Genomic DNA, 18,148 nt, shown 5'->3' with positions numbered 1-18,148 from the left:
ATGCTGCTCGAACTTGCCCTCTGGCTGGGTCAGGATATCCGCACCTTCAACGTGTTCGGTTACATCACGCTGCGCACGGTCCTCGCCGCGCTCACCGCGTTGATCATCTCCTTCGTCTTCGGCCCTTCGCTGATCCGCTGGCTCGCGGCGAAGAAGATCGGCCAGGCCGTGCGCGATGACGGCCCAAAGTCCCATCTCACCAAGGCTGGCACGCCGACCATGGGCGGCGCGCTTATCCTCATCGCGATCGCAGTCACAACGTTGCTGTGGGGCGACTTGCGCAACCAGTACGTGTGGGTGGTGCTGCTCGTCACTCTCGGCTTCGGCGCGGTTGGCTGGGTGGATGACTGGCGCAAGGTCGTGCACCGCGACCCGAAAGGGCTGCCGAGCCGCTGGAAGTACCTGTGGACCTCGCTGATCGCACTGGGTGCTGCGCTGTTTCTCGGTCTCACGGCACATGAACCGGCTCAGACCGAGCTGATCGTGCCCTTTTTCAAGGCTGTGTCCTACCCGCTGGGGATTTACGGCTTCATCGCGCTCTCATATTTTGTCATCAACGGCACGAGCCACGCGGTGAACCTCACCGACGGCCTCGACGGCCTCGCGATCATGCCGACCGTAATGGTGGCCGGTGCGCTCGCGATCTTCGCCTACGTTGCGGGCCACGCCGGTTTCTCGAAGTATCTGGGCGTGCCCTACATCAATGGCGCCGGCGAGCTCGCCGTGTTCCTGGGCGCGCTTTGCGGCGCGGGCCTCGGCTTCCTGTGGTTCAACGCCTACCCGGCGGAAGTCTTCATGGGCGACGTCGGTGCGCTCGCGCTGGGGGCTGCGCTCGGAACCGTCGCCGTGGTCGTGCGCCAGGAAATCGTGCTCTTCATCATGGGCGGCCTCTTCGTTGCCGAGACGATGTCGGTCATGGCGCAGGTGCTGTACTTCAAGTACAGCGGCGGCAAGCGCATCTTCCGCATGGCGCCCCTGCATCACCACTACGAGCTGGGCGGTTGGAAGGAAACCCAGGTTGTGGTGCGCTTCTGGATCATCACGATCATGCTCGTGCTGTTCGGCCTTTCGACCCTGAAACTGAGATGAGCGCTGCATCCGACAAGCTCGTACTGGTACTTGGCCTCGGCGAGTCCGGTCTTGCGATGGCGCAATGGTGCGCACGGCAAGGTGCGCGCGTGCGCGTGGCAGACAGCCGCGCCGAACCGCCGGGCCTCTCCGTGCTCGAGGCGAGCGTGCCGGCGGCCGAGGTCGTGGTTGGCGGATTTGCGGACAGGCTCCTCGACGGCGTCGCCCGGATCGCGCTCAGCCCGGGCATCGATGCGCGCACCCCGCTGCTCGCCGAAGCGCGTCGTCGCGGCATCGAGATCGTCGGCGAGATGGCCCTGCTGGCCGAGGCCCTCGCGGGACAGCAGCGTGCCCGTACCCGCATCCTTGCGATTACCGGAACGAACGGCAAGACCACTACCACTGCCCTGACCGCGGCACTGTGCCGCGCGGCCGGATTGGACGCCGTTGCTGCGGGGAATATCAGTCCCGCAGCGCTGACGGTGCTCATGGAGCGGCTCGATCGCGGCGCCGCGCTCCCCGAGTGCTGGGTGCTGGAGCTGTCGAGCTTCCAGCTCGAAACCTCCTCGGGCCTGAATGCGGAAGGCGCGACGGTTCTGAATGTCACGGACGATCATCTCGACCGTCATGGTGACCTCGGCAGCTACGCAGCAGTCAAGGCGCGCATCTTCGAGGGCGACGGTGTCCAGGTGCTCAACCGCCAGGACGTGCGCGTGATGGCTATGGCGCAGGCGGGGCGGCGTGTGGTCTCCTTCGGTACGGATGCCCCAAAGGGCGCCGAAGATTACGGCATCGTCGCCGATGCCGACGGCACCACATGGCTCGCCTGTGGCGAAACCCGTCTGCTGCGCATCGCCGAACTGCCGATCGCCGGTGCGCACAACGCGGCGAACGCGATGGCGGCGCTGGCGCTTGCCGGCGCGATCGATCTTCCCCGTGCCGCGCTGATCGACGGGCTGAAGGCCTTTCGCGGGTTGCCGCACCGTGTTGAGCCCATTGCGCGGCGCACCGACGGCGTGGTGTTCTACGACGACTCCAAGGGCACTAACGTGGGGGCGACCCTGGCGGCGCTGGAAGGCCTGGGCCGCAAAGTCGTCCTGATCGCCGGCGGCGACGGGAAGGGGCAGGACTTTTCGCCCTTGCGCGACGCCGTGGCGCGCCATGCCCGTGCCGTGCTGCTCATCGGCCGCGACGCCGCGCTGATCGACGCTGCGCTTGCCGGCTCCGGCGTGCCGACCGAGCGTGCGGCCGACATGGATGTGGCCGTTTCCCGCGCGGCAGCGCTCGCGCAGGCGGGCGACGTGGTGCTGCTCTCGCCGGCCTGTGCAAGCCTCGACATGTTCCGCAATTACACCCACCGTGCCGAGGTTTTCGTCGCGGCGGTGCTTCGTCAGCCGGGGGTGAGCGCGACATGAAAATCGTGACAGCCCTCAGTGGCTGGATCGCCTCGCACAACGCCGGCGTCGTCGGTTCGGACTCCAACCGCGCGGTCGATCGCCTGATGCGTCCCCAGACGCCCGCCCGTGACCTCGATCCGCTGCTGATCTGGTCCGCGGCGGCGCTGCTGCTGATCGGTCTCGTGATGGTCTATTCCGCGTCCATCGCGATCGCCGAAGGCAGCAAGTTCACCGGCTACCAGCCTTACTACTTCGTGCTCCGCCACGCCGTCTTCCTCGCGATCGGCGTGGTTGCCGGACTGATGGCCTTCCAGGTGACGATGCGTCAGTGGCAGCAGTTTGCCCCGCTGCTGTTCCTCGCTGGCCTCGCGCTGCTGATCGTGGTGTTGATTCCCGGCGTTGGCCGCGAGGTCAACGGCGCGCAGCGCTGGCTGCCGCTCGGTCCCGTCAATCTTCAGCCGTCCGAGCTGATGAAGCTCTTCGCCGCACTGTATGCCGCGGACTACACGGTGCGAAAGCTCCCAGACATGGGCAGTTTCCGTCGCGGGTTCCTGCCGATGGCGATCACCATCGTGCTCGTCGGTTTCCTGCTGTTGCGCGAACCGGACTTCGGCGCTTTCGTCGTCGTCGCCGCGATCGCGTTCGGGGTGCTGTTCCTTGGTGGCATCAACGTGCGCGCCTTCGTGCTGCTCGCCGTCGTCGCGGTGATCGGCCTCGCCCTGCTGGTGTGGCTCTCGCCCTACCGCCGTGACCGCCTGTTCGGTTTCATGGATCCGTGGCAGGACGCCTTCGGCAAGGGTTACCAACTCTCCCACGCGCTGATCGCATTCGGCCGTGGCGAGTGGTTCGGCGTCGGGCTCGGCGCGAGTGTGGAGAAACTGTTTTACCTGCCCGAGGCGCATACGGACTTCCTGCTAGCCGTGATCGCCGAGGAACTCGGCTTCGTCGGGGTGCTGACCATCGTCGTGCTTTTCGCGATCCTCGTGCACCGCGCGATGCTGATCGGGCGCGAGGCGATCAAGCTCGAACGCTATTTCTCGGGCCTCGTCGCGATGGGAATTGGACTGTGGATCGGCGTGCAGTCTTTCATCAACATGGGCGTGAACATGGGCCTGCTCCCGACCAAGGGCCTCACGCTGCCGTTGATGAGCTTCGGCGGCTCGGGCATCGTCGCGAACTGCATCGCGCTGGCAATCCTGTTGCGGGTGGATTGGGAAAACCGCCAAGTCATGAGGGGGCGTTCATGAAGACCCTCCTCGTGATGGCGGGCGGCACGGGCGGTCACATCTTCCCCGGCATCGCCGTGGCCGAAGTGCTGCGCGCGCGCGGCTGGCGCATCGTGTGGATGGGCAACCCCGACGGCATGGAAGCGCGCATCGTACCCGAGCGCGGCTATGAGACCGCGTGGGTGCGCTTCACGGCGCTGCGCGGCAAGGGCATCGTGCGCAAGCTGCTGCTGCCGCTGAACCTGCTGCGCGGGTTCTGGCAGGCGCTGCGCGCGCTGGGTCGCATCCGGCCCGACGTGGTGCTCGGGATGGGCGGCTATGTGACCTTCCCGGGCGGCATGATGGCTGCGCTTACCGGCCGTCCGCTGGTCCTGCACGAGCAGAACTCCGTCGCGGGGCTCGCGAATCGCGTGCTTGCCGGTGTCGCCGACCGCGTCCTGTCCGGCTTCCCGAAGGTCCTGAAGAAGGCCGCCTGGATCGGCAACCCGGTACGCGCCGACATTGGCACCATCGCACCTCCGGCCGAGCGCTTCGCCGGTCGCAGTGGCGCGCTTCGGGTGCTTGTGGTTGGTGGCAGCCTTGGCGCGTCGGTGCTCAACGAAACGGTGCCGCAGGCATTGGCGCGCATGAAGCCGGCCGAACGCCCAATCGTCACCCACCAGGCCGGCACGAAGCAGATCGACGCGCTGCGCAGTGCATACGCCGCAGCGGGCGTCGAGGGCGAACTGCTGCCGTTCATCGAAGACATGGCGACGAAATACGCCGGGGCCGACCTGGTCATCTGCCGTGCCGGGGCACTCACGGTCGCGGAGCTGGCGGCTGCGGGCGCGGCGAGCCTGCTGGTCCCCTTTCCGCATGCGGTGGACGATCACCAGACCGGCAACGCGCGCTTCCTCGCCGACCAGGGAGCGGCATATCTGCTCCCGCAAACCGAACTCAGCGCCGAGCGGCTGGCGGGCATCCTGGCTAGTCTCGATCGCTTGCGCCTGCTCGACATGGCCACGAAGGCGCGCGCGCTCGCCAAGCCGAACGCCGCAGAGGCGGTCGCGAAAGTCTGCGAAGACCTCGCGGCAGGGAGAAAACAATGAAGCACAAAGTCAAACACATTCATTTCGTCGGCATCGGTGGCGCCGGCATGAGCGGCATCGCCGAGGTGCTGGTAAACCTCGGCTACACCGTGAGCGGTTCCGACCTCGGCGAGAACGCCGCGACGCGCCGCCTGCGTGCGCTTGGTGCCCAGGTCGTGTCCGGCCATGCCGCCGAGAATGTCGTCAAGGCCGACGCGGTTGTGATCTCGACCGCAGTGCGCAACGACAACCCCGAAGTGATGGCCGCACGTGCGCGCCACATCCCGGTCGTGCCGCGCGCCCAGATGCTCGCCGAGCTGATGCGCCTCAAGCAGGGCATCGCCATCGCCGGAACCCACGGAAAGACGACGACGACCTCGCTCGTCGCCAGCATCCTCGCCGAAGGCGGGTTGGACCCCACCTTCGTGATCGGCGGCAAACTCAACGCCGCGGGCGCCAACGCGCGCCTCGGCAAGGGCGATTTCCTCGTCGCCGAGGCGGACGAGTCCGACGCCTCCTTCCTGCTGCTCACCCCGGTGATCTCGGTCGTCACCAACATCGACGCCGACCACATGGACACCTATGGGCACGACTTCGCGCGCCTCAAGCAGGCCTTCGTCGACTTCCTCCAGCACCTGCCGTTCTACGGCGTCGCGGTCCTGTGCGAGGACGACCCGCACGTGCGCTCGATCATGCCGCTGGTGTCGAAGCAGATCGTCCGCTACGGCCTGTCCGAGACGGCGAACATCCGCGCCGAGAATATCCGCGCCGAAGGGGGCCGCATGCTGTTCGATGCCGTGCGCGTGAATGGCACGATCAGCCGCCTGCCGATCGAGTTGAACCTGCCGGGCCTGCATAATGTGCTCAATGCGCTCGCTGCGATCGCCGTCGCGACCGAGGCGCAGGTGCCGGACGAGGCGATCATCAAGGCGCTCGCCGAGTTCAAGGGCGTCGGCCGGCGCTTCCAGCGCTACGGCGAGATCCCGCTGCGCGGCGAGGACGGCAGCGAGCGTGGCAGCTTCACGCTGATCGACGACTACGGTCATCACCCCGTCGAGATGGCGGCGACGCTGGCCGCGGCGCGCGGAGCGTTCCCCGACCGCCATCTGGTCCTCGCCTTCCAGCCGCACCGCTACACGCGCACGCGCGACTGCTTCGAGGACTTCGTCAAGGTGTTGTCGACCGTCGACGCCCTGTTGCTGGCCGAGGTGTACGCCGCCGGCGAGGCGCCGGTCGTCGCTGCAGACGGCCGCTCGCTCGCGCGCGCAATCCGCGTCTCGGGCAAGGTCGAGCCGGTCTTCGTCGAAGACATCGGCGACATGCCGGCGACGATCCTGTCGGCGGCGCGCGATGGTGATGTGGTGATCACGATGGGGGCCGGCTCGATCGGCGCCGTGCCGGGGAAACTGGCTAACAGCGAGGAAGTGGCGTGAGCAGCGAAGTGACGGACAAGGTCGTGGTCGATCCGGCCATGCGCGCGAAATTCGGCAAGGTCGCGGTGCTGCTCGGCGGCACCTCGGCCGAACGCGAGGTCTCGCTGATGTCGGGTGGTGCGGTGCTCGCCGCCCTGCGCGCTGCGGGTGTCGACGCTCACGGCTTCGACCCTGCCGAGCTCGACCTGCACATCCTCAAGGAGCAGGGTTTCGTCCGCGCCTTCATCACGCTGCACGGCCGCGGCGGCGAGGACGGCACGGTGCAGGGCATGCTCGAACTGCTGAAAATCCCGTATACCGGCAGCGGCGTGATGGCGTCCGCGCTGGCGATGGACAAGTGGCGCACAAAGATGGTCTGGGCGGCCTGCGGCCTGCCGACCCCGCGCTACGCGATCCTGAACGTTGACACCGACTGGGATGCGGTCGTGGCCGATCTCGGCCTGCCGATCTTTGTCAAGCCGGTGCATGAAGGTTCCAGCATGGGGGCAACCAAGGTCACCGAGGCCGGACAGCTGAAGGCTGCATGGGAGCTTGCCGCCCGTTTCGACGATCTCGTGATCGCCGAGGAGTTCATTTCGGGCGCCGAGCTGACCGCTCCCTTCCTGCAAGAACGGGCGTTGCCGTTGATCCGCATCGAAGCGCCCGGCGGCAACTACGACTACCAGCATAAGTACTTCACCGACGATACGCGCTACCTGTGTCCGTGCGGACTCCCCCCCGCGCAGGAGCAGGCCCTGCAGGCCCTGATCATGAAGAGCGCGCAGGTGCTCGGCTGCCGCGGCTGGGGCCGCGCCGACCTGATCCTGACCGAGGACGGGCGGCCCTATTTGCTGGAAATGAACACCAGTCCGGGGATGACAGGGCACTCGCTGGTGCCGATGGCGGCGCGCGTGGCCGGCATGGACTTCACCCAGCTGTGCCTCGCGATCCTGGAGGATGCCCGCCTTGGCTGACTTCCGCCTGCCCTCTCCGCTTGCCGCACGCGGGCTGTCCGGCACCAGCCGGATGCCCGGTCGCGCGCATGAGCGTGAGGGCGTGTGGCACCGGCCGGCCGTGCTGAACCTGTTCTCGGACCTCCTGATGCTGTTCGCGGCAGTGGTTATCGGTTACGCCTTCGTCGCGTGGTTCCTTTCGCGCCCGCTCTTTCCGCTGCGCGAGGTGGTCGTGCTGACGCCGCCCGCCCAGGTGACCACGGAGCAGCTCGAATACGTGGCCCGCAGCGCGATTCGCGGCAATTTCTTCTCGGTGGATCTCGAAGGCGTGCGCGAAACCTTCGAGAAGCTGCCCTGGGTCCGCCGCGCCGAAGTCCGGCGCCGTTGGCCCGACGTGCTGGAACTGCGCCTCGAGGAGCATCAGGCGGCGGCTTACTGGACGGTTTCGGAGAGCGGCGACTCGCAACTCGTGAACCGCCACGGTGAGGTGTTCGTCGCGGCGAGCAATGGCGATATGCCGTCCTTCTCCGGGCCGCAGGGCTCGGCTGCCTACATTCAGGCGAAGCACCGCGAGTTCAGCGCGGCGCTCGAACCGCTCGGCCGCCGGCTCGTCGGCCTCGCGCTTTCCGCGCGCGAGGCGTGGCAGCTCAAGCTCGATGACGGCATGGTGATCATGCTCGGCCGCGACCAGGAAAAGGCGCCGATCGGCGAGCGTCTCGGGCGCTTCGTGAGCGCCTGGCCGCAGGCGAAGGAAAAGGTTGGTGTGCAGGTGGCGGTAGCGGATCTCCGTTACCCGAGCGGATTCGCCCTCACTCCGGTGGGGGACTTCAAGGCAGCGAAAGGCAAGCAATGAGCAAGGAATACAAGGACCTGATCGTCGGGCTGGACATCGGTACCGCCAAGGTCACGTGCATGGTCGCCGAAGTGCGTCCCGATGGACGCCTCAACGTCGTCGGCGTCGGCACGCAGCCGACGAGCGGACTGAAGCGCGGCGTGGTGGTGAACATTGAGGCCACGGTCGATGCGATCTCGCGCGTGATCCAGGAAGTCGAGCTGATGGCCGAGTGCAAGATCCGCGACGTCTATACCGGGATCGCGGGCAGCCACATCAAGAGTTTCAACTCCAACGGCATGGTCGCGATCAAGGACAAGGAGGTCACGCCGCTCGACGTCGAGCGCGTGATCGAGGTCGCCCGCGCGATGCCGGTGCCGGCCGAGCAGCAGATCCTGCACACGCTCACCCAGGAGTTCATCATCGACGGGCAGGGCGGGGTGCGCGAGCCGATCGGCATGAGCGGCGTCAAGCTCGAGGTCAAGGTGCACATCGTCACCGGCGCCGTGTCGGCCGCCCAGAACGTGATCAAGTGCGTGCGCCGCTGCGGCCTCGAGGTCCTGGACCTGATCCTGCAGCCGCTTGCGTCGAGCTACGCGGTGCTGACCGAGGACGAGAAGGAACTCGGCGTTTGCCTGGTCGACATCGGCGGCGGCACCACCGACATTGCGGTGTTCACGCACGGCGCGATCCGCCACACCGCGGTGCTGCCGGTCGCGGGCGACCAGATCACCAACGACATCGCGATGGCACTGCGCACGCCGACCTCGGAAGCGGAGGAAATCAAGATCCGTCACGGCGTCGCCATGCACACGCTGGCCGACCCCGAGGAGATGATCGAGGTGCCCGGCGTCGGCGACCGCCCGCCGCGTCCACTGTCGCGCCAGCGCCTCGCGGACGTGATCGAGCCGCGCGTGTCGGAACTGTTCGAGCTCGTGCAGGCCGAGCTGCGCCGCAGCGGCTACGAGGAGCTGCTCTCCTCGGGCATCGTGCTGACGGGCGGTTCGTCCGTGATGCTCGGCATGGTCGAACTCGGCGAGGAAGTGTTCCACATGCCGGTGCGCGTCGGCGCGCCGCAGTACTCGGGTGGCCTGGCGGATGTCGTGTGTCACCCGCGCTATGCCACGGCCATGGGTTTGGTCATGGAAGGCCATGCCCAGCGTCGTCGCGGCATGCTGGCGCGCGAGACGCGCAGCGTGAAACAGGTGTTCGGACGCATGAAGGCGTGGTTCGAAAAGAATTTTTGACGTAACGGCGTGGAATTTTTCAGCCAAATTGAATGAGTTGTTGATCTGACTCCCTTATTTAGTTGTAAACTTTTGATTTATTACTAAATGTAGGTTTGGCGGCAGCTCGGTGCATATCGGGGTTGTTTTTCTGGAGGCGAGGCAAATGTTTGAAATCGTTGAGAAGGAGCAGACCGGCACGATCATCAAGGTGATCGGCGTCGGCGGTGCCGGCGGCAATGCCGTCGACCACATGATCAGGGAAGGGGTGCAGGGCGTCGAATTCATCGTCGCCAACACCGATGCGCAGGCGCTCAATCGCTGCCTCGCCCCGAACAAGATCCAGCTGGGCAGCTCCGGCCTGGGTGCGGGTTCCAAGCCCGAAGCCGGCCGCGCGGCCGCGCAGGACTCGCGCGACGCGATCGCCGCGGCGCTCGATGGCGCCCACATGTGCTTCATCACCGGCGGCATGGGTGGTGGCACCGGCACCGGCGCAGCGCCCGTCGTGGCGGAGATCGCCAAGGAGATGGGCGTGCTGACCGTCGCGGTGGTGACCAAGCCCTTCGACTTCGAGAACCGCCTGCGCGTTGCCGAAAGCGGTGTCGAAGAGCTGACCCGCTACGTCGACTCGCTGATCATCGTCCTCAACGACAAGCTGCTCGAGGTGTATGGCGACGACGCCGGCTTCGAGGACTGCTTCCGCTCGGCCGATAACGTGCTGCGCAGCGCCGTCGGCGGTATCGCCGAGATCATCAACGTGCCTGGTCTCGTGAACGTCGACTTCCAGGACGTGCGCACCGCGATGGGCGAGATGGGCCGCGCAATGATGGGGTCCGCCGAAGCCTCCGGCATGGACCGTGCGCGCATCGCCGCCGAGCAGGCCGCCGTGAGCCCGTTGCTCGAGGGCACCGAGCTGTCCGGCGCACGCTGCGTGCTGATCAACATCACCGCCAGCCGTTCGCTGAAGATGTCGGAAGTGCGCGATGCCGTGAAGACCGTCCAGGCCTTCGCCGCACCCGAAGCCTTCGTCAAGTACGGCACCGTGTTCGACGAGTCGATGGAAGACCGTGTCCGCGTCACCGTCGTCGCCACCGGCCTCGGCGTGCCCCGTGCCGCGCGCCAGCCGGTGATGCAGGTTGTGCAGGGCACCGGTACCTACGGCCCGTCGGTCGGCGGCATCGACCTGACCAATCTGGACGTGCCGGCGGTCATCCGCACCAATCGTCGCACGCAGGTCGAGGCGATGAGCGCCAACGGCATGGGGACGTACGACATCCCGGCCTTCCTGCGCAAGCAGGCCGACTGAGCATTACCGGCTCCGCCCATAACGGGCGCGTGCTGCGGACCGTCGCCTCCGGTCTGCGGCACGCGCCCGTTTCCGTTCCCGCGCCGGGCACGGAGGCGTGACGGCAATCCGCGGCAACGCTGTGTTGCATGTTGCGTTGCAACCAAGCTTACCGTGTGATCGTTGCTGTGCGTGCTAAACTGCTGTCGTGTAACGGGAATTCAACAATGATCAGGCAGCGCACCCTTAAATCGCTCATCAAGGCCACCGGCGTCGGGCTGCACGGCGGACGCAAGGTCCAGCTGGTGCTGCGTCCGGCTGCGCCCGATACCGGCATCGTCTTCCACCGCGTCGATCTCGATCCGGTCGTGGATTTTCCGGCCGACCCGTATTCCGTGTGCGACACGCGCATGTGCTCGGGTCTCGAGCGTGACGGCGCCAAGGTCGGCACCATCGAACACCTCATGTCGGCCCTTGCCGGCCTTGGTATCGACAACCTGCACGTCGACGTCGACGCCCCCGAAATCCCGATCCTCGACGGTAGTGCGGGTCCGTTCGTGTTCCTGCTGCAGTCCGCGGGCATCGAGGAGCAGCAGGCGCCCAAGCGCTTCCTGCGCGTGAAGAAGGCCGTCGAGTATCGCGAGGACGACAAGTGGGTGCGCCTCGAGCCCTACGACGGCTTCCGGCTGGATTTTTCCATCGTGTTCAACCACCCCGCGATCGACAAGACCTCGACGCAGGTGAGCATCGATTTTGCCGAGCATTCCTATGTCCGCGACGTCGCCCGCGCGCGCACCTTCGGATTCATGCAGGACGTGGAGTTCATGCGTGCCAACGGCCTCGCGCTCGGAGGCAGCCTGGATAACGCGATCGTGATGGATGAATACCGCGTGCTCAATGCCGAGGGCTTGCGTTACGTCGATGAGTTCGTCAAGCACAAGGTCCTGGATGCGATCGGCGACCTCTACGTGTGCGGCCATCCGCTGCTCGCCCGCTATTCCGCGCACAAGGCCGGCCATGCGCTGAACAACCAGGTCCTGCGCGTGCTGCTCGAGGACAGCAGCGCCTGGGAGATCGTGACGTTCGAGCAGGACGCCGCGACCCCGGCGGCGGTCAGCCACCAGTTCGAACTCTCGCTCGCCGCCTGAGTCGCCTGCGATGCTGGTGATCCGGCTGTTCGCCATCCTCGCCGTGATCGGCATCGGCGGGTCGCTCGTCGCGTGGCTGCTCACCGGCAATCCCAGGTATCGACTGTGGGCGTGGAACTGCTTCCGTGCCGGTATCGTCGTGCTGTTCGTGTTCCTCGCACTATTCGCGCTCGAACGGGTGTTCGTCCCGTTCGCGTAGCCGTCGCCCGCGCGCCTCAACGGCGCGCGTGATTGTCTGGACGAAAGTCAGTCGCGGCGGCTGCGCCGCACCAGGCGCTCGAGCGACTCGCGCAGCGGCGAATCGGCCGGGAGCGTCGCCGAAAAATCCTCGATGCTGCGGCTGCCGCCTTCGGAGATCGTGCGTTGCGGCGGCGGGCGCCGCTCCTCGCGCGTCTCCAGCACCTTCACCTTCACCTGCACAGTCTTGATCGGCAGCCCTGCCGCTGCAAACTGCTCCACCAGTGACGGTGCGATCTGTTTGAGGCGCGCGGCCGCAGCGCCCCCATTGGCGAGCAGGACCAGCGTGTCGCCCTTCAGGTTGGCGACCGAGCAGGCCGACGAGAGCGCGGGCGGGAGGTGCTGCTGGAGCAGCGTCTGCAGGCGCATCAGGCGCGCCGCGTGGTCCTTCAGGCGAGCGAGCGCGTCGCCGGTGCCCAGGAAGCGCTGGATGAGCTGGGTCATGGTGATGCCGTAGTCGGAGTGCGCCCTGATGGTAGGTCGCACGTGCCCGGGCCGCAAGCGCGATGTTCCCGGCTGATCAGGCGGGTGGTCGCCGCATCCCCTGCGGGGGCTTGCGGCCGGCATGCTAAACTTCCCGCTTTGCCGAATCGGTCCCACCAGATACCCACATGATTTCCGGCCTGCTCAAGAAAATTTTCGGTAGTCGCAACGACCGCCTCATCCGCCAGTATTCCCAGACGGTACGCACCATCAATGCCCTGGAGCCGACGATCTCGGCCCTGACGGACGAGGCCCTGCGGGCCAAGACGGAAGAATTCAGGCAGCGCGTCGCGAACGGCGAAAGCCTGGACAGCCTGCTGCCGGAAGCCTTCGCGGTCGTGCGCGAAGCGGCGAAACGCGTCCACGGCATGCGCCACTTTGATGTGCAGTTGATCGGCGGCATGGTGCTGCACAGCGGGAAAATCTCCGAGATGCGCACCGGCGAAGGCAAGACGCTGGTCGCCACCTTGCCGGCCTACCTCAATGCGCTGACGGGCAAGGGCGTGCACGTCGTGACCGTCAACGACTACCTCGCCAGCCGTGACGCGGACTGGATGGGGCGCATTTACGGCTTCCTCGGGCTGACCACCGGCTGCAACCTGTCGCGCATGACGCACGAGGAAAAGCAGGCCGCCTACGGCGCGGACATCACCTACGGTACGAACAACGAGTTCGGCTTCGACTACCTGCGCGACAACATGGTGTATTCCACCAGCGAGCGCGTGCAACGTGGCCTCAATTTCGCGATCGTCGATGAAGTGGACTCCATCCTCATCGACGAGGCGCGCACCCCGCTGATCATTTCCGGCCAGGCCGAGGACCACACCGAGCTGTATCTCAAGCTCAACCAGGTGGCGCCGATGCTCACGCAGCAGGAAGGTGAGGGCGAGGACGTCACCAAGCCCGGCGACTACACGCTGGACCTCAAGGCGCGCCAGGTGCTCCTCACCGAGCAGGGTCACGAGAACGCCGAGCAGATCCTCACGCGCATGGGACTGCTGGCGGAGGGATCGAGCCTGTACGACCCGGGCAACATCCTCCTCGTGCATCACCTCTATGCGGCGCTGCGCGCGCACGCACTGTACTTCAAGGACCAGCACTACGTCGTGCAGAACAACGAGGTGGTGATCGTCGACGAATTCACCGGCCGCCTGATGGCCGGCCGCCGCTGGTCCGAGGGGCTGCACCAGGCGGTCGAAGCCAAGGAGGGCGTGCGCATCCAGGCCGAGAACCAGACCCTCGCCTCGATCACCTTCCAGAACTACTTCCGCATGTACGGCAAGCTCGCCGGCATGACCGGTACGGCCGACACCGAAGCCTACGAATTCCATCAGATCTACGGCCTGGAAACGGTGGTGGTGCCGACCAACCGTCCGATGCAGCGCCGTGACGACAACGACAAGGTCTATCGCACCGCCAAGGAAAAGTGGGATGCGGTGATCGCCGACATCCGCGAGTGCGTCGGCCGCGGCCAGCCGGTGCTGGTCGGCACGACTTCGATCGAGATCAACGAATTCCTCTCCGGGCTGCTGCAGCGCGAGAAGCTGCCGCATCAGCTGCTCAACGCCAAGCAGCACGAACACGAGGCGGAGATCGTCGCGCAGGCGGGCCGCCCCGGTGTGATCACGATCGCAACGAACATGGCCGGCCGCGGTACCGATATCGTGCTCGGGGGCAGCATCGAGCGCCAGCTTGCGGCGATCCGCGACGACGATGCGCTGGCGCAGGACCAGAAGGACGCCCGCATCGCCGCGATGCGCGAGGAGTGGCAGAAGGTGCACGATCAGGTGCTCGCGGCGGGCGGCCTGCACATCGTCGGCACCGAGCGGCACGAGTCGCGCCGCATCGACAACCAGCTGCGCGGTCGCGCGGGCCGTCAGGGCGATCCGGGCAGTTCGCGCTTCTACCTGTCGCTCGAGGATCCGTTGATGAAGATCTTCGCCGGCGAGCGCCTGAACGCGATCATGGTGCGCCTGAAGATGCCCGAGGGCGAGGCGATCGAGCATGCCATGGTCACCCGCTCGCTCGAGTCGGCCCAGCGCAAGGTTGAGCAGCGCAACTTCGACATCCGCAAGCAGCTGCTCGAATACGACGACGTCGCCAATGACCAGCGCAAGGTGATCTACCAGCAGCGCAACGAGCTCCTTGAGAGCGAGGACATCTCCGACACCATCCACGCCATGCGCCAGGGCGTGCTTCACGACGCCTTCCGCATCTACGTGCCGGTCGACAGTGTCGAGGAGCAGTGGGACATCCCCGCGTTGGAGCAGGCGCTCGCTGCAGAATTCCAGCTCCGCCTCCCGGTGGGCGAGTGGCTGAAGGCCGAGTCCAACCTCGACGACGAAACGATCCTGAAGCGCATCCTCGCCGCGGCCGACGAGGCCTATGCCGCGAAGGTCGCGCTGGTCGACGCGGGCGCGTGGCACAAGTTCGAGCGCGACGTGATGCTGCAGAGCCTCGATACGCATTGGCGCGAGCACCTGGCCGCACTCGATCATCTGCGGCAGGGCATCCATCTGCGCGGGTACGCGCAAAAGAACCCGAAGCAGGAATACAAGCGCGAGGCCTTCGAGCTGTTCGAAGGCCTGCTCGAGACCGTGCGCAGCGAAGTGTCCAAGCTGCTGATGACCGTGCAGGTCCGCACCGAATCGCAGCTGGAGGAGGCTGAGCACCCGCCCGAGCTGGATAATGTCCAGTATCACCACGCCGACTACGACGAGGCGCTTGGCGCCGCATCGCAGGCGCAGGAGGGCGGCACGGCCGTTGCGCAGGCTCCGAAGGTCGGACGCAACGACCCCTGCCCCTGCGGCTCCGGCAAGAAGTACAAGCACTGCCACGGCAAGCTGAGCTGAGGCAGGATGGGCGGTCAGACGCTTTCCCGCCGCGTCCCTGAACGGCCCCGAGCGGGCCGTTCCTGGCTTTGCATGCGGCTTTTACGCGCATGACCGGGCCGACTGATCCCAAGGGCAGGTGCTCCGGTGAGTCCATCCTGTTTCCGGAGCTGCGCCTCGGCGTTCCGGAGGAGGCGGCCGGGCCGGCGGGGCGCGAGCCGCGCGGCCTCGGGGAGTGGGTCGCGTTCATCCGCGATCAGGAGATGCCCGCTCTCGGTGCAACGGTAGCGCTGATTCACGCCGTCACCGAGGATGAAAAATCCCCGACCGGCAAGCTTGCTCAGGCCATTCTGCAGGACGCGGCAATGACCGCGAAGGTGCTCAAGCTCGCCAACAGCGTCCTGTACAACCCCTCGCGCCAGGCGGTGAGCACCATCAGCCGCGCCATCGTCGTGCTCGGCTTCAATGCCGTCGCTGAAATAGCGATCGCGATCCGCGTGATCGACGCCCTCTTGACGGGCGGCATCCGACAGCGTGTTGTGGCCGAGATGGCGCGTGTGTTCCATGCCGCGGTGCAGGCGCGCGCCTTGGCGGCCCTGCGACGCGACGGACGCTCCGAAGAGGTGTTCATTGCCGCACTGTTGTCGCGGGTCGGCGAGATGGCCTTCTGGTGTTTCGGCGGCAAACTTGCGCAGCGGCTGGACGAGGCCCTTGCCGCCGGCCAGTCGGATGACGAGGCCCAGATGAGCGTGCTCGGCTTCCGCTTGCGGCAGCTCTCGCAGGGGCTGGCGCGCGAGTGGAAGCTGGGCTCATTGCTCCAGTCCGTGCTCGATGGCAGCGCCCGCGCGGGCGTGCCCGAGCAGGCCATCCACTTCGCCCACCGCTTCGCGGCGGAGGTCGAGAACGGGTGGGATACCCCCGGGCTGGACAAGCTCGTGCGCGGCTTGGCGACCTTCGCCGGGATTTCGTCCGAGGCGATGCGCGAGGAACTCGCCATCAACAGTGTCGAGGCGGCGCGCATCGCGGGTTATTTCGGCGCTGCCGAGGTGGGCGAACTGATTCCGCGGCCGACTCCCGCCGCAGGCGTCGTGGAACCCGCCGAAACGGAAATGGCCGAGGCTCCCTCGATGGAGCCCGACCCCAATCTCCAGCTCAGGATCCTGCGGGAGATCTCGGGCCGCATTGCGGCGGGGGCGAATCTCAACGAAATCCTGCAGCTCGTGCTCGAAGGCATTTATCGCGGTGTCGGTTTTGACCGCGTGCTGTTCGCGCTGCTGTCGCCGAACCGCCTGCAGCTCATCGGCAAAACGGCACTCGGGGGGAGTGCCGAGGGATTGCGGCAGGCGTTCATCTTCTCGCTCGACGGCACGCCTGGCGATCTGTTCAACGAATTCTTCCGCAATCCGCGCGCGATGCGCTTCGGTCCCGGCCAGACGCCGCCCGGGATCCGCGTCGATCGCCTGCAGCTTGCGGCTGATCCCGCGAATGCCTGCATTGCGCCCATCCTCGCACAGGGACGCCCGATCGGCCTCTTCTACGCCGATCGCACCCACGCGGCAAAGGGTGTCGACGACGAACGTTTCGAAGCCTTCCAACTGTTTGCCCAGCAAGTCTCGCTCGCCGTCACCGCGGCCTCGTCGTCACGCCAGAACGGATGATGCATGACCTTGCAGCAATGAGCTTGCCGACATCCGATGAACCCGCGGCGGCTCCCGCCGCCCTTTGCCCGATGGAGATCCGTCATGCCCGTTAACCTCTCCACCCCGGTTGCCTCGGAACTGCGCCCGGTCGCAGGCGTCCGCCTCGGGGTTGCCGAAGCCGCGATCCGCAAGCAGAACCGTCGCGATCTGACCCTCATCGAAGTGGCGCCCGGCAGCCGTGTGGCAGGGGTGTTCACGCTCAACCGATTCTGCGCCGCACCCGTGCAGGTGTGCAAGGACCACCTTCCGGGCGGCGACATCCGCGCGCTCGTGATCAACACCGGCGTCGCAAACGCGGGAACGGGCGAGGCGGGGCTCGCGAATGCCAAGACGACCTGCGCGGCCGTCGCCGCGTTGTTCGGCGTCGCGCCCGAGCAGGTCCTGCCGTTTTCGACGGGTGTGATCCTCGAGCCGCTACCCGTCGATCGTCTGGTGGCCGGGCTTCCCGCCGCTCAGGCCAACCTGTGCGCCGACGGATGGTTCGATGCCGCGCATGCGATCATGACAACCGACACCATCGCCAAGGCGCTGTCGCGCCAAGTGACGATCGCGGGGCGCACGGTCACGCTGACGGGCATCAGCAAGGGTGCGGGCATGATCAAGCCGAACATGGCGACGATGCTCGGCTTCCTCGCCTGCGACGCAGCGATCTCGCAGCCGCTGCTCGACGCACTCGCGCGTGAGGCTGCAGACCTGTCGTTCAATAGCATCACCGTCGATGGCGATACCTCGACCAATGACTCCTTCATCATCATCGCGACCGGCAAAGCGGGCAACCCCGAGATCAACGATCCGCTGGGCGAAGACTTCCGCGCGCTGCGCGAAGCGATTGTCGACGTCTCGATCCGGCTCGCCCAGGCGATTGTGCGCGACGGCGAAGGGGCGACCAAGTTCATGACGATCGCCGTCGAGGGCGGCAAGGACCGTTCGGAATGCCGCAAGGTGGCCTATGCGATCGGTCATTCGCCGCTGGTCAAGACCGCCTTCTTCGCTTCCGACCCCAACCTCGGACGCATCCTGGCCGCGATCGGCTATGCCGGCATCGACGACCTCGACGTGAGTGGGCTGCGCGTCTGGCTGGGGTGTGCCAGCGAAGAGCTGCTCGTGGCCGAGAACGGTGGGCGGGCAGCGACGTATCGCGAGGAGGCGGGGGCGCGCGTGATGAAGGAGTCCGAGATCACCGTGCGCGTCGATCTCGGGCGTGGCCTCGAGCGAGCCACGGTGTGGACTTGCGATTTCTCCTACGATTACGTGAAGATCAACGCTGACTATCGTAGCTGACG

Annotated in this window: 15 protein-coding genes; 14 read left to right on the top strand and 1 reads right to left on the bottom strand. The window is 66.4% G+C overall.

Translation table 11 applies throughout. The features are described 5' to 3' along the window. The 11 genes from mraY to ToN1_RS08285 all read left to right on the top strand — a co-directional run bounded on the left by mraY (position 1) and on the right by ToN1_RS08285 (position 11,813). Positions 1–1,089 carry a phospho-N-acetylmuramoyl-pentapeptide-transferase gene (gene mraY, locus ToN1_RS08335; RefSeq protein ID WP_169204927.1) on the top strand — a complete coding sequence of 363 codons (1,089 nt, stop codon included), beginning with the start codon at positions 1–3 and terminating at the stop codon, positions 1,087–1,089. After that, positions 1,086–2,483: a UDP-N-acetylmuramoyl-L-alanine--D-glutamate ligase gene (murD, locus tag ToN1_RS08330; RefSeq protein ID WP_169204926.1), complete on the top strand. Its 1,398-nt coding sequence runs from the start codon at positions 1,086–1,088 to the stop codon at positions 2,481–2,483. Before mraY ends, murD begins: the two co-directional genes overlap by 4 nt. Next, entirely contained in the window at positions 2,480–3,712 is a 1,233-nt protein-coding gene (ftsW, locus tag ToN1_RS08325; RefSeq protein ID WP_169204925.1) for a putative lipid II flippase FtsW, read from the top strand. The genes murD and ftsW overlap by 4 nt, the downstream gene beginning before the upstream one ends. Next, positions 3,709–4,779 carry an undecaprenyldiphospho-muramoylpentapeptide beta-N-acetylglucosaminyltransferase gene (murG, locus tag ToN1_RS08320; protein ID WP_169204924.1) on the top strand — a complete coding sequence of 357 codons (1,071 nt, stop codon included), beginning with the start codon at positions 3,709–3,711 and terminating at the stop codon, positions 4,777–4,779. The genes ftsW and murG overlap by 4 nt, the downstream gene beginning before the upstream one ends. Next, the gene (gene murC / locus ToN1_RS08315) at positions 4,776–6,191 is read left to right on the top strand and encodes a UDP-N-acetylmuramate--L-alanine ligase (protein ID WP_169204923.1); all 1,416 of its coding nucleotides are present in this window, start codon (positions 4,776–4,778) and stop codon (positions 6,189–6,191) included. Before murG ends, murC begins: the two co-directional genes overlap by 4 nt. 38 nt (positions 6,192–6,229) lie before the next feature. Next, a complete protein-coding gene (locus tag ToN1_RS08310; RefSeq protein ID WP_169204960.1) occupies positions 6,230–7,144 on the top strand; it encodes a D-alanine--D-alanine ligase in 915 nt (304 codons plus the stop codon). Then, the gene (locus tag ToN1_RS08305; RefSeq protein ID WP_169204922.1) at positions 7,128–7,976 is read left to right on the top strand and encodes a cell division protein FtsQ/DivIB; all 849 of its coding nucleotides are present in this window, start codon (positions 7,128–7,130) and stop codon (positions 7,974–7,976) included. The genes ToN1_RS08310 and ToN1_RS08305 overlap by 17 nt, the downstream gene beginning before the upstream one ends. Next, positions 7,973–9,202, top strand: a complete 1,230-nt coding sequence (gene ftsA, locus ToN1_RS08300; protein ID WP_169204921.1) for a cell division protein FtsA — start codon at positions 7,973–7,975, stop codon at positions 9,200–9,202. Before ToN1_RS08305 ends, ftsA begins: the two co-directional genes overlap by 4 nt. A 145-nt stretch (positions 9,203–9,347) precedes the next feature. Continuing rightward, a complete protein-coding gene (ftsZ, locus tag ToN1_RS08295; protein WP_169204920.1) occupies positions 9,348–10,487 on the top strand; it encodes a cell division protein FtsZ in 1,140 nt (379 codons plus the stop codon). A 206-nt stretch (positions 10,488–10,693) separates the two neighbouring features. Continuing rightward, complete coding sequence (gene lpxC / locus ToN1_RS08290) at positions 10,694–11,614, top strand: UDP-3-O-acyl-N-acetylglucosamine deacetylase (RefSeq protein WP_169204919.1); 921 nt, start codon at positions 10,694–10,696, stop codon at positions 11,612–11,614. Positions 11,615–11,624: 10 nt separating this feature from the next. After that, a complete protein-coding gene (locus ToN1_RS08285) occupies positions 11,625–11,813 on the top strand; it encodes a hypothetical protein (RefSeq protein WP_169204918.1) in 189 nt (62 codons plus the stop codon). A gap of 47 nt (positions 11,814–11,860) precedes the next feature. On the opposite strand, the gene ToN1_RS08280 is transcribed toward ToN1_RS08285, so the two are convergent. Beyond that, positions 11,861–12,295, bottom strand: coding sequence for a DciA family protein (locus tag ToN1_RS08280; RefSeq protein WP_169204917.1), 435 nt, complete (start codon positions 12,293–12,295; stop codon positions 11,861–11,863). A gap of 167 nt (positions 12,296–12,462) precedes the next feature. Here ToN1_RS08280 and secA point away from each other — a divergent pair, with 167 nt between their 5' ends. From secA to argJ, 3 genes are all read left to right on the top strand, one after another. After that, positions 12,463–15,186 (top strand): preprotein translocase subunit SecA, encoded by a 2,724-nt coding sequence (secA, locus tag ToN1_RS08275; protein ID WP_169204916.1) that lies wholly within the window; start codon positions 12,463–12,465, stop codon positions 15,184–15,186. Between the two features lie 89 nt (positions 15,187–15,275). Next, positions 15,276–16,823, top strand: coding sequence for an HDOD domain-containing protein (locus ToN1_RS08270; RefSeq protein ID WP_169204915.1), 1,548 nt, complete (start codon positions 15,276–15,278; stop codon positions 16,821–16,823). 84 nt (positions 16,824–16,907) lie between these two features. Next, positions 16,908–18,146, top strand: coding sequence for a bifunctional glutamate N-acetyltransferase/amino-acid acetyltransferase ArgJ (gene argJ / locus ToN1_RS08265; RefSeq protein ID WP_169204914.1), 1,239 nt, complete (start codon positions 16,908–16,910; stop codon positions 18,144–18,146). Positions 18,147–18,148 lie beyond the last annotated feature (2 nt).

The sequence above is a fragment of the Aromatoleum petrolei genome (genome assembly GCF_017894385.1).
Lineage (GTDB): Bacteria > Pseudomonadota > Gammaproteobacteria > Burkholderiales > Rhodocyclaceae > Aromatoleum > Aromatoleum petrolei.
The sequence above is the reverse complement of the archived record's forward strand: the minus strand, read 5'-3'. Positions and strand labels throughout refer to the sequence as shown.